Origin of the sequence: Novipirellula artificiosorum (assembly GCF_007860135.1) — a bacterium.
GTDB classification, from domain to species: Bacteria; Planctomycetota; Planctomycetia; order Pirellulales; family Pirellulaceae; genus Novipirellula_A; species Novipirellula_A artificiosorum.
Window position 1 is genome coordinate 37,465 of record NZ_SJPV01000021.1, and the last position, 13,950, is coordinate 51,414.

Annotated in this window: 12 protein-coding genes; 11 read left to right on the plus strand and 1 reads right to left on the minus strand. The window is 55.9% G+C overall.

Annotated elements, in window-relative coordinates; all coding sequences use genetic code 11:
* The first annotated feature begins 105 nt into the window (after nucleotides 1-105).
* Genes Poly41_RS31120 through Poly41_RS34575 form a run of 7 tightly spaced genes read left to right on the plus strand, consistent with a single transcriptional unit; the run spans nucleotide 106 to nucleotide 7,829 of the window.
* Nucleotides 106-978, plus strand: coding sequence for a hypothetical protein (locus Poly41_RS31120; RefSeq protein WP_146531274.1), 873 nt, complete (start codon nucleotides 106-108; stop codon nucleotides 976-978).
* A 17-nt stretch (nucleotides 979-995) separates the two neighbouring features.
* Nucleotides 996-1,655 (plus strand): hypothetical protein, encoded by a 660-nt coding sequence (locus Poly41_RS31125; RefSeq protein ID WP_261344931.1) that lies wholly within the window; start codon nucleotides 996-998, stop codon nucleotides 1,653-1,655.
* 39 nt (nucleotides 1,656-1,694) lie between these two features.
* Nucleotides 1,695-2,603, plus strand: a complete 909-nt coding sequence (locus Poly41_RS31130; RefSeq protein ID WP_146531276.1) for a hypothetical protein — start codon at nucleotides 1,695-1,697, stop codon at nucleotides 2,601-2,603.
* Nucleotides 2,604-2,611: 8 nt separating this feature from the next.
* Nucleotides 2,612-3,697: a serine hydrolase domain-containing protein gene (locus Poly41_RS31135; protein WP_146531277.1), complete on the plus strand. Its 1,086-nt coding sequence runs from the start codon at nucleotides 2,612-2,614 to the stop codon at nucleotides 3,695-3,697.
* Nucleotides 3,694-4,185 (plus strand): sulfatase-like hydrolase/transferase, encoded by a 492-nt coding sequence (locus Poly41_RS31140; protein ID WP_146531278.1) that lies wholly within the window; start codon nucleotides 3,694-3,696, stop codon nucleotides 4,183-4,185. Before Poly41_RS31135 ends, Poly41_RS31140 begins: the two co-directional genes overlap by 4 nt.
* Before the next feature lie 52 nt (nucleotides 4,186-4,237).
* A complete protein-coding gene (locus tag Poly41_RS35280; protein ID WP_261344932.1) occupies nucleotides 4,238-5,857 on the plus strand; it encodes a sulfatase-like hydrolase/transferase in 1,620 nt (539 codons plus the stop codon).
* A gap of 13 nt (nucleotides 5,858-5,870) precedes the next feature.
* A complete protein-coding gene (locus Poly41_RS34575; protein ID WP_231616103.1) occupies nucleotides 5,871-7,829 on the plus strand; it encodes an exo-alpha-sialidase in 1,959 nt (652 codons plus the stop codon).
* A gap of 99 nt (nucleotides 7,830-7,928) precedes the next feature.
* Here the strand turns inward: Poly41_RS34575 and Poly41_RS31160 are convergent, their stop codons facing one another.
* The gene (locus Poly41_RS31160) at nucleotides 7,929-9,122 is read right to left on the minus strand and encodes a XylR family transcriptional regulator (protein WP_146531280.1); all 1,194 of its coding nucleotides are present in this window, start codon (nucleotides 9,120-9,122) and stop codon (nucleotides 7,929-7,931) included.
* A gap of 241 nt (nucleotides 9,123-9,363) precedes the next feature.
* Between Poly41_RS31160 and Poly41_RS31165 the strand changes: the two genes are divergently transcribed.
* From Poly41_RS31165 to Poly41_RS31180, 4 genes are read left to right on the plus strand one after another with little or no spacing between them, the layout of a single operon-like run.
* The gene (locus tag Poly41_RS31165; protein ID WP_146531281.1) at nucleotides 9,364-10,029 is read left to right on the plus strand and encodes a TetR/AcrR family transcriptional regulator; all 666 of its coding nucleotides are present in this window, start codon (nucleotides 9,364-9,366) and stop codon (nucleotides 10,027-10,029) included.
* A gap of 49 nt (nucleotides 10,030-10,078) precedes the next feature.
* The gene (locus Poly41_RS31170; RefSeq protein WP_146531282.1) at nucleotides 10,079-11,575 is read left to right on the plus strand and encodes an alpha/beta hydrolase; all 1,497 of its coding nucleotides are present in this window, start codon (nucleotides 10,079-10,081) and stop codon (nucleotides 11,573-11,575) included.
* A 43-nt stretch (nucleotides 11,576-11,618) separates the two neighbouring features.
* Entirely contained in the window at nucleotides 11,619-12,728 is a 1,110-nt protein-coding gene (locus Poly41_RS31175) for a sulfatase family protein (protein WP_197231889.1), read from the plus strand.
* The gene (locus Poly41_RS31180) at nucleotides 12,631-13,881 is read left to right on the plus strand and encodes a sulfatase-like hydrolase/transferase (RefSeq protein ID WP_146531283.1); all 1,251 of its coding nucleotides are present in this window, start codon (nucleotides 12,631-12,633) and stop codon (nucleotides 13,879-13,881) included. Before Poly41_RS31175 ends, Poly41_RS31180 begins: the two co-directional genes overlap by 98 nt.
* The last annotated feature ends 69 nt before the right edge of the window (nucleotides 13,882-13,950 follow it).

Consider the following 13,950-nt stretch of genomic DNA (forward strand, 5'->3'; position numbering starts at 1 on the left):
GCTGGTGTATTCGGTGGTGAAGAGAAGCTGGTCCGTGGAAAAGACCGCCTTGATACACCGGCAGTTGCAACAGGTCTTTGCGTCCACAATCTCTTTCAGTCGAGCATGGTTATACAGAGAGACAAGCCGATCCAGATCTGGGGCTGGGCGGCTCCCAATGAAAAAGTCACCGTGACATTGGGCGACGAGTCACGCTCCACAACTGCTGCCTCTGATCGATCATGGAAGGTCGAACTGCCAGCGATGCCAGTGAGCGCTGAATCGCAAACGATCACAGTACAAGGTTCGGATGAAGGAAACTATATCCGAGAAGTCCACTACCAAATGTTTTTGAACTTGCGAGAAGCTGGCGACAACAACATCGGCTATGCCAGTTGCTTCGACCTCCACCGCGCGTGGTATCATCCGCAGATCAAAGTGCCGGTAGGCGAGCGAATTGCCAAGTGGGCATTGGCGACGCAATACAGCAAGAACATTCGTTGGCTGCCCCCTCAACTTCAAGAAGTCAGAGCAAACGATGGAAAGCTGTTTCTCAAGCTGGATACATGGGCGATCCCGTTCAACGATGGCCCGATCGTGGGATTCGCCATTGCGGGCAAGGATGGTCGATTCCAACCTGCACAAGCTCAGTGGCTTGACAAGAACGCGGGTAAAGGGGAACCGAGTTGGGAGCGATCCACGATCGTTCTCTCAAGTGTATTGATACCAGAGCCTGTTTACTTCCGTTATGCCTGGGCCAGAAATCCGCTTGAGAATTTGAAGTCATCTGATAACGCGGGGCTCCCGTTCGACACGCAACGGAACGATCCCTTTTCGCTTGCTGACATGTATCAGATCTATCTCGGCAAAGGCCCCTCGACACCCGGAGTTTTGAACAATGGCGACAAGAGCGAGCTTATTCAGTCGCTCAAAGCCGAGGATCTGAAGCGGCGCCTCGATGAAGCGCGGACTCTGCTCAACAACCAAGAGAATCAATAACCTGACTTGCAATATTTCTGAAAGCAGCCAATGTCGATTGGAACATGTGGCTGGGGCCAGCGCCATGGCGTCCATATAACAAGGATTACGTTGCGGGCAATTGGCGAGGGCAATGGGATTTCGACTCCGGGGCCAGATTGCTGGACTGGGGAGCCCATACCATGGATTTGTGTCAGATGGCCAATCAAGCCGACGACACGATGCCGATTGAGTACAAGCCAACACCCAAAGGCATCGATTGTCGTTATGCCAACGGCCTGCTACTCGAAATTGACTTCCTCAAAGATCCGTTCGGCGAGCGTCCTGGTTGGATCCAGTCAAACGGAACATGCCCGGTTCGTTTTATCGGCGAGAAGGGTTGGGTGGAGACGGGAGATGGAGGCGAAGTTCACCTGGCACTCGACGGAAAGGCAACCGAGGTCAAGAGCGATGGCAAGCCGGCTCGCGGGGTCGACGTTGTCAATCACTTGCGCAATTTCTTCGACTGCGTGAAAACTCGCAAGCCAACCGCAGCGAATTCCACCGTCATGCGTCGTTCTCATATCGCCTGTCATGCGGCTGCGCTGTCATGGATCTTGCAACGACCACTGAAGCTTGATCCGACCACCGAGAGTTTTATTAATGATGACGAAGCAAATCGTCTCAAGTCGCGTCCACAACGTACGGACTGGGTGTGAGCCATCATTATCACCAGAAAGCCATTGGAGAGATAAATCATGTTTAGAATTAGAAACGTCTTGGCTGCGTTGCTGTTGACGCTCGTGGGCTTGGAGGTGATTCAAGCAGAATCACCTCAGAGCGATTCGAGAGAAAGCGGCAGTAGTACCCAACATAGCATGGGGGCCCAATTTGCTGTCCGTATGGAAGGCTTGTTAGCACGACTAAAGTCGACCAGCTATCAGCACACGACGGAGATTGACGAGGGCAAAGGGGTGGTCAATTGTGACTGTTCGGGGATCGTGGGGTTTGTCTTGCGACAGGAATTTCCGGAGGCTTACCTTTCGTTGCAAGGCAAAGAAGCCTCGTGGCGAAAGCGACCTCTTTCTGTAACGTTTTATGAAACATTTGTGGCTGCTTGCGAGGATGGAACCGGGACTTGGAAAAGCGTCGACAAGCTCATGGATGTCCTCCCTGGCGATATACTCGCTTGGCGAAAGAAGAATCTCGACGCCGACTCGACGACCGGTCACACGCTGATGATTGCCGGGAAGCCGGAACTGGTGGGAGTTGGTCGAGTTCGAATCCGCGTGATCGATTCAACGCGATCACTGCACGATGATGACACTCGTCCGGCTGGTACAAATGGTATGGGAGCTGGATACATGACGTTTCTGGTGGATGACAGCGGCAAGTGTTCCGGTAATCTCGTCGATGAACGCCCCGTCATAGCTATGATCGCAGTCGGGCGCTTGGTTCAAGCGACTGCGGCGACATCCCATCCTGAAGACTTGGAATTCGTTGGCTTGACGAAAGCCAATGCTATCGCCTTAGCTACAAAAAACCGACGAACTTCGAGGGTCATCCGCGAGGACGGCAAACCGGAACCGTTGAAGTTAAGCAGCCAAAACGGTCGTCTCAATTTTGTCGTGGCCAACGGAAAGGTCGTTGGCGTATTCCGTGGTTGAGTGAATCCATGTACGTTAAACCGTTTTCCATCGCCATCGCGTGCCTCCTTGCACCGGCATTCAGCCCAACGCTTCACGGGCAGGAGGTCGCACCTATTATCGTCGACCAATACGCGGTTGAAATCCCAGACGTAAGCCGTGTAATTGCCATTCGATTTCCACTCGAGTCGCCCGGCGGAATCGGTGTACTCATAACCCGAAACGGCGAGGTCATTCATCGAATGGGTTACGGCTCGCTGAAGGGAAAGCCCATGACGGCGCAGACACCACTGAGGCTGGCCTCGATTTCAAAACAGTTCGCTGCCATGTGTGCGGCGATACTGATGGAGGAAGGCAAGCTGGACCCGAAAGCCAAGGTTTCAAGCTATCTTCCCGAAGTGAATCTTCCAGTGAAAGGTCGCGAGCTGCTCGTGCAGGATCTGGTGTGGCATGTCAATGGTTTGCAAAACTTCATCAACAAGAAGGAACAAGCCTCCATTGCCGAATTTCGCGAACTGCGAGGTTTGGGTTTTCTCACCAATCAGACACACGCTGATTGGCTCGCAACAATGAGTCCAGTGCGCGAGCCAGGGAAGCTCTGGGAATACACCAACTCGGGTTATGTGCTGCTGGCCCGCATCATCGAGGTCATCGCCGGCGAACCGTTTCACCAGTTTCAGAAGCGACGCATTTTTGACGTGCTGGGAATGGCGGACACCACAGATAGCGAACGATTCAACGGATCGGGCAATATGACGACGACGCTGAATGATTATGCGATATGGGACCGAGCGCTGTGGCAAGAGGATAAGCGTCTGCTATTACCGATAACATACCGAATGCTCTTCACGCCGGGCACGCTCGATGATGGCACGCGGATTGACTATGGTTTTGGATGGCACTTGAACTACGAAGGAGATCGATTGGTTTCAGTGGATCACGGTGGCGGGGGAAGCGGAACCACTGCGGCTCGCAACTTCGTGCGACGTCATCTTTCCGATCGGACCACGATCGCGTTCTTCGCGCAGGAACGTCCGACTCTCGACCTGGAAAAACGGAAGAAGCTAATCGCAGAGGTTTACAAGGCTCAGCATCCAGAGGAAGTTAAACAATGATACAACAGCTCAGTGCTCTCGCGATTTTTCTCTGCCTTGTGAGTAATAGCTTTGCCTCAGACCGGCCCAATGTTCTGCTGATCATGGCGGATGACTTTCGAGACTACGGAGGAGCGTTCACAAAGGCTGTCGTCAAAACGCCGAACCTCGATCGACTGCGCAGCCGTGGTACGACGTTTGAGCGGGCCTATGTTCAATACCCTGTGTGCAATCCGAGTCGCTGCAGCATGATGAGTGGGCTGCGGGCCGATCCCACCGCCAGCATCAAAGACGCTGCTTTTACTCTTCTTACTCGTAGTCCGAAACTCCACGCCCAAAGCATCCGCACCGCTGGCTGGCGATTCACTCTTTGGAGTGATGGCCAAACTGAACTTTACAACCACGATACCGATCCCGAAGAACTGAAAGATGCCTCCTCGCATCATGCAGACGTAGTCGCAGATCTCAAAGCTCGAATCAACAGCTTGCCACGCTTTCGTGCCGAATAATAACAATGACACAACCAGCATATTTAAGGACACTATGAGACACTTTCACTTTATGCTCGCGGCCCTCCCACTGGTTTTGGTTTCCTCCCTTTACGCCGAAGACACAACCAAGCCCAACGTTGTCTACATCATGGCTGACGATCTCGGCTGGGGCGATTTGCGCTGCTACGGCAATCAAGTCGTCGACACGCCCACGCTGGATGAATTGGCGAAGACAGGAGTTCGGTTTACTGATCATTACTCGCCGTCACCGCTCTGCGCACCAGCCCGCGCGGGGTTTCTCACGGGACGCTTCAATCATCGCACGGGCGCTGTGGATGTGCCGAGCAATCGCGGGCTCGACCGGCTTGATTTGTCAGAGAAAACTTTCGGCGACTACTTCCGTCACGCTGGCTATGCGACGGCGCTCATCGGCAAGTGGCACAACGGCGCGTATTCCCAGGACTACCTGCCGCACCGTCGCGGGTTCGACCTCTTCTTTGGCTTTCCCAATGGCGGACAGGATTACTGGAAATGGAACCTGCTCCGCAACGACGACGCCATGCCGCACGATGGGCGATATCTCTCGGATGCGCTCAACGACGAAGCCATCGCGTTCATTCGCAAGCAAAACGCACAACCATTCGCGCTGTGGCTCGCGCATCATGCGCCGCACAGTCCACTCGCCGCGCCCGAAGTGTTGGTGAAAAAATACCGCGAGCGTTTCGGCCAGGACGCGAGCGAGACGGTGGCTGTCATCTACGCGATGATCGAGGCGATGGACACCGGCCTGGGCCGCGTGTTTCAGACACTAAAGGAGGAGGGCCTGTGGGAAAAGACGGTCATCGTGTTCACCAGCGACAACGGGCCCTGGCTCGCCAAAGATTCCGAACTCGGCTCTCAGAAGCGATTCAACGGCGTCTTTTCGGGCCAGAAACAGGATGTATTGGAAGGCGGCATTCGTGTGCCCTGCATCGTCGCCTGGCCCGGCCGCATTCCCGCCGGCCAGGTGATCGACACGCCGGTGCATGGCTGTGACTGGCTGCCGACCCTCTATGGCCTCACGAATGAATCCGCGCCTGCCGGCGCCAAACCGTTCGACGGTCTCGACGTGATGCCGCTGCTTCTGGGCAACCCTGCACCCGCACTCACGGCGCGTGCGCTGCCCTTCCAACGCAACCGTTACGCCCCGGTTCAGCACTGCAATGCCGCCATCCGCGAAGGACGCTGGAAGCTCTACTGGCCGGGCGAAAAAGCATCGTTGAAAAAGGACTCCGGGCGGGACAATCCTTCTTACCTGCGCGGCATCGCGCAACCGCACTGGGAGATGCCGCTCGACCGCCAGCTCGATCCTGCCACCACCGCGCCGCAACCACCGCCGCGACTCTACGATCTCGATGCCGATCCTGCCGAGAAACATGACCTTGCTGCCCAGCATCCCGAAATCGTGCAGTCACTCGCACAGAAACATGATGCATGGTTCGCGGAGATCATCCCTCAATGGCAGCAGTCGCGTGCTCACATCGTCGAGCAGGACCGAGCATACTGGAAGGACCGTACCGCGCCCGATCCAGCCGCCTTGTTCAAAGACTACTGGCAATGGAAAGCCGCCCCGAAAGGCACCAACCCAACAACCGCCGACCCTCTGCAGGTCTTCAGCGGCTTCTGGAATAACGATCCAACAAACCAATGAAAGCTGCCGCGCGATGAAACCCACCCTCACACTGCTTAGCGTCCTGTTGCTTGCGCCACTGGCCGTGCTGCACGCTGCCGACCCCGTGCCGCTCTGGGACGGACGCGTGCCTTTGCTTAAGACGGACGAATTGCCGGTGCTTAAGGATGTCCGATTCTCCGTGATTAAGCCTTACGAATTCGATAAAGATGGCTACCGATTCCTGCACGGCGTGGGACTTTGTTTTCACAAGCGGCATCTGTACGCGTCGTTCGGCCATAACCAGGGCGGCGAGAACACCGACACTGAGCAAGCTCGGTTTTGCGTGAGCGACGATGAAGGCAAAACATGGAGTGACGTCCGCACGATCGACTCCGGAGACGGACCGGTCGGCGTGAGCCACGGCGCATTCCTGTCGCACAAAGGAACGCTCTGGGCTTTTCAGGGAGCCTACACCGGCACGATGAGCGGCGTTCATACGCGGGCTTATGTCTTTGATGAGGCCAGCGATCAATGGAAGTCCAAAGGCACCGTCATCGAAGACGGTTTCTGGCCTATGCAGCAGCCTCAGCAGATGGACGACGGCAACTGGATCATGGCCGGGCTCAACGTTGGTGAAGGCAACCCAGCCATCGTTGCCATCAGTCATGCCGATGATTTTTTAAAGTGGGACGTTGTTCCCATCCCGCAAGCGAAAGACATCAAGAAGATGTGGGGCGAATCCACTGTCATCGTGAGCGGCAAACAGGTCACGAACATTTCTCGCTACGGGGACAAAGCGGAAGCACTCGTCGCGACCAGCGAGGATTACGGTCGCACCTGGAGTGAGATGCGCCCCGGCAACCTGCCGATGACCACCAGCAAACCGATCGCTGGTACGTTGAGCAGCGGCCAGCGTTACCTCGTCTGCACCACCACAGCGGACAGCGGCAAGCGGCGTTCGCCGCTGACCATCGCTGTCAGCAGGCCGGGCGAGACCTTGTTCAGCAAAGTGTTCGTCATCCGCCATGCCGAATTCCCCGACGGCCCCGGCGAGTCACACAAAGGTGCCGCACTCTCTTATCCGTATGCAATCGAGCACGATGGCAAGCTCTATGTCGGCTACTCAAACAGCGGCGACATGTCCACTCGCGTCGGCATCGGACGCGAGCTTTGGAACAACAACAGCGCCGAACTCGCCGTCATCCCGATCGATCAATTGCGTACCGACGAAGGGGCGCTTTCGCAAACGGAGCCAACAAACGCCACAGAAGCTGCCGCGATGAAGGCTCGCGAAGAAGCGGAATTGGACCAGAAGTATCAAGCCTGGGTGGCAAAGCTGACGCCCGCCCAGCAAGCATGGGAGAAAACATTGCAGGCGGAGTTGGGCGATTTCTATCTGCCGATTCACAAGCGCGAGAAGGTTGCCGGGAGGTCCAACGCCTGGGACTTCGTCGAAGACGATCCAGGCTTGCCGCGAGTGCTGCTCATTGGCGATTCAGTTTCACGCGCCTACACGCAAACTGTCCGAAAGGAACTTGCGGGATTCGCCAACGTGCATCGAGCTCCAGCCAACTGCGGTCCAACATCGACCGGGCTGAAGAGGATTGACGTGTGGCTGGGCAACGGCAAGTGGGACGTCATCCACTTCAATTTTGGAATCCACGATCGTGCGACACCGTTGGCGGATTACGCAACTCGGCTTGAACAACTTGTCGAGCGAATGCAGCAGACGGGGGCGAAGCTGGTATGGGCCAGCACAACACCGATTCCTGATGTCGCCGACAAGTACACCGCCGAATCGATTATCGAGCGCAACGCAGCAGCCGCTGAAGTGGTGCAACGACACGCAGTCGCCATTGATGATCTCTTCACAGCAATTACGCCACGACTGGCCGAATTGCAAAACCCGAATGATGTACACTTTACTGGGCCGGGAAATGAATTTATTGGTGAGCAGGTAGCGTCGTTTCTCAAGTCAATGATTCCGATTGTGTCCGAACCAGGAAAGTGACGACAAGAAAATGGGCGACAGAAAAGTGAAATGCACGCTTACACTTTTCATTGCTGCGATACTTCTGCAGTACACAGCGTTTGCTGCTGACAAACCACCTCAGAGCGTGGCCGAAATCTGGTCCGATTTCGATTTTCGTGTAGAACCGCTGGAGGTCGTTGTGCGGTAGCTTCCAGGTGTGATTCCAAAGTGCTGTTTGAAAATGCGGCACAGGCTATGGGCGGTTTGAAATCCGGTTTGCTCAGCGATCTCCGTGACCGTTAAATCGGTTTCTCGCAGCATCGACATGGCTCGTTGCAAACGCACGCGTCGGAGTTCTTCCATTGGGGCGCGGACAAAGTGCTCGCGAAAGGCTTTTTCCAACCCGCTCCGCGAGATGTCAACATGCGCCGTCACATCGACCATCCGTATCGGTTTGTGTGCATGGTCGTGAATAAAACGAAGGGCAGCGGCGACTGCGGAGTGCTCAACCGCTAGACCATCAGAACTACGGCGACGGACAATCCCAATGGGAGCTATGTATATGGGATTCAGTGGTGGTCGTTCACCAGACAACAAACGGGACAACAGGGCGGCGCCCTGATAGCCAACTTCTTCCAGATTGGGATCAATGCTCGATAGTGGCACGCGTAAACAGTCGCAGATCATTTCGTTGTTATCGACGCCAAGAACCGCGACTTCGTCGGGCACGCTGATCCCCGCTGCCACGCATGCTTCGATGACTTCAACCGCTTCCACATCACGAACCGCAAAGACCGCGAGCGGCTTTTTCAGCTTCGACAATCGCCGCATCAGCCATCGGTGTCGCTTTTGTCGCGTGTCAACCTGATCACCGCGTTCACGTTGCCACGACATCACTTCACAGCCATGACCTTCAGAGTTGACGGTCGATTGAAACGCATCACAGCGACGACGGCTGACACCCAGTTCCCAACGATGGCAGACAGCAAAGTGGCGATAGCCCGATTCCAGAAAATGCTCGGCGGCCATCCTGCCGATCGCCACGTTATCCATCGTGACTCGGGGCAACTTGATGTTGGGTCGACTCTCGGCCAAATCGACGACGGGAACCTTCAATCGGCGGAGTTGCCGCCAGTGATTGTGCCGTGCGCCCAACAGCGCGATCACCCCATCGCCTTGCCAGTGTGTGGGTATCGGATCGTCAAAGTCAGCGGTCACGTGCCAGCCATGATCGCGTGCAAAGCGGGCCACGCCACGATGCATCTCCGGGTAATACCAGCCGAGGGACAGAAGCACGTTCGTGATGTCGTTCGATGATGTTCGTTTCGTCATTGTGGGATTTCTCAATGAAGACAGGGCTGCCATGCAGAGTATTCAAAATGCCAATTGTATTGTTCGTGTTGAACATTTTACGCAAGTCGTAGCTGGGTGCTATGAATTCGCGGCGAAAGCCGCGTGGAACTTTTCAGGAACCCAGCATTCTTCAAGAGCTTGACAAATGTAACGGAAACGTTACCGTCATCTTTTTAGTGGACGCAAACTTCGTTATTGAACATGAGGAAAGCACGGCGATATGACACGCAGTCCCGTGGTGAAGCCCGGCAAGTCCGCAAAAAAAGCGACACACGTCAAAGACTCCGAAGCCGTTACCGCCACCGGTGGAACGAATTCGGTCAACGCAATCCTGATGGCCGCTGTCGAAGAGTTCTCCGAGCGTGGATTCGAGGGAGCGAGGATGGAAGCCGTCGCCCAACGCGCTGGGTACAACAAATCGCTCGTCTATCGCCACTTCACAGACAAACTAGGACTGTTCGAGGCTGTGCTTCGTCACAAAATCGAACAACGCACGGATATGGCACATCGCATGCCGGACGAATTGGCGGCCGCGCTCGAGTACTGGTTCGAGCAGACATTTGCAGATCCATATTACCTGCGACTACTCATCCGTGAAGCGCTCAACGATACCGGAGGCGAGATCGTCGAGGAGACCTCGCGGCGCGAATACTACCAGGAACTGACGATGGCGATCGCAAAGCTCCAGGAGACACAACAAGTTTCGCAGCAATACGACCCGGCGATGTTGAACCTAGCCATGACCGCTCTGGCTTTGTTTCCCACCGTGTTCCCACAGTTGACGCGTTTGATTACTCACCGCGCACCCGATTCGCGCGCGTTCAAACGTGAGTGGAAGAATATCCTTCGCCAACTCGCCGAAAATTTGACGGTGCCCGAGGCATGACTGCGACACTCGCGCTCATGCGATAGTTCATTTTGTTAGAGGTTTTGAAATGAAGACGACGAATCATGCGACGAATCGAGCCTTGTACTCAAACCCGAAGCCTAGAACCCAACTTACAATCGTGACCTTTGCCGCCCTGATTGGTTTGACGTCGGCTTCGGTCATAGAGGTCAATGCACAGGAGAAAACGATGCCAGGCGCCACGTCGATCAAGCTTCCGCGTCCGAGAACGCAGGACATTCGAGACTTGATTAAGAAGCTTCCACAAGCAGGTCGCAAGGAAGCCATCGCTGCGTTTTATGAGCAGATCGGGAAACCGTATCTGAACAAGACTCGTCATCAACCCACTTACCGGCCGCCCGCAATGAAGGACGCGGATACGTGGGAGTTTGTTTTCAAAAAGGTCCCGGGACGAGACCTGAAGCTGTTCGTTGATTATCCGGAAGATTGGCGGGCAGGCGACCAACGACCCGCCATCATCCTTTGGCATGGCGGTGGTTTTACGCAGGGCGATGCCGGCCAGTTTTATCATCAAGCGAACTACTTCACCCAGCGAGGTGCGGTTTGCTTCCGTCCTGAGTATCGTATCCGTGACGTGGACCACACGCTGCCGGTCTTTGCGGTCGAAGATGGCATCAGCGCGGTCCGCTGGATCAAGAAGCGAGCTGAGGAATTTGGTATCGATCCGGAAAAGGTCGCAGTCGGGGGCGGTTCAGCCGGAGGTTGCATGGCGGGAGCTGTGGGGACGGTGGATGCCGACAAACTTGCTGCACTTGGTTTTTTTGGTAAGGAAGATGATCAGACGATCGACACGAAAGTTGCGGCCATGATTCTCTACAATCCGTTCCTCGACTTTTTCGAGCCGACACACCCGCGACAAATCGAAGAAGAATGCCTCTTTCTCGGTAAGGATCCCGAAGACTATCGCGAAGCGCTGCACGCGATTTCCGCGATTGAAAACGTGACGAAGGATTCGCCGCCAAACATCATTCTGTTCGGGACCAAAGATGCCTTTTACGTTTCCGCACTGCGCTGGATCGTGAAGTGCCGCAAGCTTGGGACCGTGTGCCACGATTTCGTTTACAAAGGCGAAGTCCACAGTTGGTATAATAACTCGCCGCACCTGGAGTACACGACGCACAATGTGAACGAATTCCTGATCGACATCGGCTTTCTCGATCGACAGCCCGTGGTGCCGATGCCTCACAAGGAGATCAACGACAACCGCTCTGAAATTCAGGAAGAAAAGTACGGCGGTAAGAAAGATTGGGACGAGATTCCCATGTATCGAAAGTACGTCGAGGATCACAGCATCACCTTGATCCCGTACAAACACTACGAGCAGCAAGCGCAGGAACCAGCGAAACCGTTGTCCGGACGGCTTGCACGTCAGGACGCAAACTCGGACGGCAGGCTGCAGGCCAACGAACTCCCGGCCGAGCTTCGCGACGAGATTCTAGGGGAGCTCGACAAGGACAAGAACAACGTCATCGAAGGCCCGGAAATCGAAGCGCTGATCGAGAAATACTTTCGTTCGCGAAAGTAGAGATGACGCAGCAATCTCAAGACCCTAATCGAGGATTTGCACCATGCTCCGATTCATCGTTTTTCTGGTTGCCGTTTGCGTGATGATTACGGCTCGCGCTGCTGAACGCCCCAATATCGTCATGATCTTCGCTGACGATATGGGCTATGGCGATCTGGGTTGCTTTGGGCATCCGACGATTGCCACCCCGAACCTCGACCACATGGCCGCCGAAGGGATGAAGCTAACGCAGTTTCATTCCGGTTCAAGCGTTTGTACGCCAAGCCGGGCGGCCCTACTGACCGGACGGCTTCCCATCCGCAGCGGTTTGACCCACGTCTTCATTCCACAATCCACAGGCGGAATTCCGGATGAGGAAATAACGATCGCGGAACTGCTCAAAGGCACGGGTTATACATCAGCTTGCATCGGAAAATGGCATTTGGGACGGGCCGACCAGTATTTGCCTCTCAATCACGGCTTCGACCATTACTTCGGTATCCCTTATTCCAACGACATGAGTCCCGAGACCCAGCCGGACAACCCGCTGTTTGCCGAGCAGCCTCCATCGCCGCTGATCCGCAACTTCACGGTCACCAACCCTGATCGCGAGCCAGACCAGCGCTACCTGACGAAGTGGTACACCGAAGAGGCAGTCAAGTTCATGCGTGAGAGCACGGAAGAAACGAAGAAGCCGTTCTTTCTGTATCTCGCGCACACCATGCCGCACGTGCCACTTTTCGCCAGCGAGCAGTTCGCTGGAAAGAGCCGCCGCGGTCTGTACGGCGACACGGTCGAAGAACTTGACTGGTCGTGTGGTGAAGTGTTGCGGGCTGCCAAGGAACTAGGCATCGAGGACAACACGCTCGTGTTCTTCACCTCCGACAACGGGCCATGGCTAGGCAAGCAGCTCGATGGTGGCTCGTCGGGACCGTTCCACGAAGGCAAGGTCAGCACGTGGCAAGGCGGATACCAAGTCCCCGCCATCGCGCGCTGGCCGGGTCAAGTCCCCGCAGGAGTGACCAACCCGTCGTTCGCCACCACCACCAGTCTGCTCGCCCACGCGAGCAGGGTTGATGACAGGCCGATACCCGATTCGCTATGGGCTGATGCGTGCCGTACTTCCGCCGTGGCGTCGAGGCGGACTCGATGTTGCAGAAGTCACGATGCCTGAGGTTCTCGCCCAGGCGGGATACAAGCACCGCGGGATCTTTGGCAAGTGGCATCTGGGACACTCCGACGTTCAATACCATCCACTCCGCCGCGGCTTCACCGAGTTCGTCGGCCACTACAACGGAGCGATCGACTATTTCACGCACCAGCGAGATGGGATGCTCGACTGGCACCGCGATCATGAGCCTAACCGCGACGAGGGCTATTCGACCGATCTGATCGCAGAGGCTGCCGTCCAGTTCATCAACCGTCATGCTGGTGATGACTCACCACTGCTGTGTTATGTACCCTTCAATGCGCCGCACAGTCCGTTGCAAGCGAAGGATGAGGACTTAGCGCGCTATCGCCATCTTACCGACGTGGAACCGAGGCTTTCTCAGCCACCAGGACGGGCAGCCCAAGTCAACGGATCGTACGGTGCTCGCGACGGTGGGAAAAACCAACGGCAGACGTTGGCGGCGATGATTTCGAGTATGGACCAGGGGATCGGCCGTATTCTGGAGGCGCTCAAGGCCAACGGCATCGACGACAATACGCTCGTGTGGTTCTTTTCAGACAATGGAGGTGTTGCTCCAGGTGATAACCGGCCTCTACGCGGCGCGAAAGCTTCAGTGCTCGAAGGCGGCGTTCGAGTGCCATCCGCAGTGCGCTGGCCCGATCGAATTCCGGCCGGGGGCAAGATCGACACGCCGCTGGCCTATATCGACGTACTGCCGACGCTGATGCGGGTTGCGGGAATTGAAGCTCACGGCGGCAAGCCGCTGGACGGGATGGACGTGTTGGATGTACTGACCGGCCAGCGCGAGGAACTGCGGCGGGAACTTTACAACTACATCGGTCAGCAAGGCGAGGCGGACGAGCAGCTCGCGCTGATCGACTCGCCCTGGAAATTGATTGTCAGCGGCATGGACATCCGAAACAAAAGCGTTCCTCAGCCAGAGCGAGAAATCCTGCTGTTTCAGATCAATATGGATCCGTACGAAGAACACAACGTCGCCGATATGCACCCTCAGATCGTGGACCGCATGTGGGACAAACTGGTTGCGTTCCGCGAGCTGCAACCGGCCGGCGCAGTGCCGCCGTACAACTCTCGAGAAGACCGATTCGAGCCCTTGCCCGACTGGAAGATGCCTGATCACATCCGATCGAAGTGAATGGCGTCAAATACTTTCCCAAACGGTGAGCCGACGGCGCTCGCCGCGGGTAGTTCCTACTATTACGAG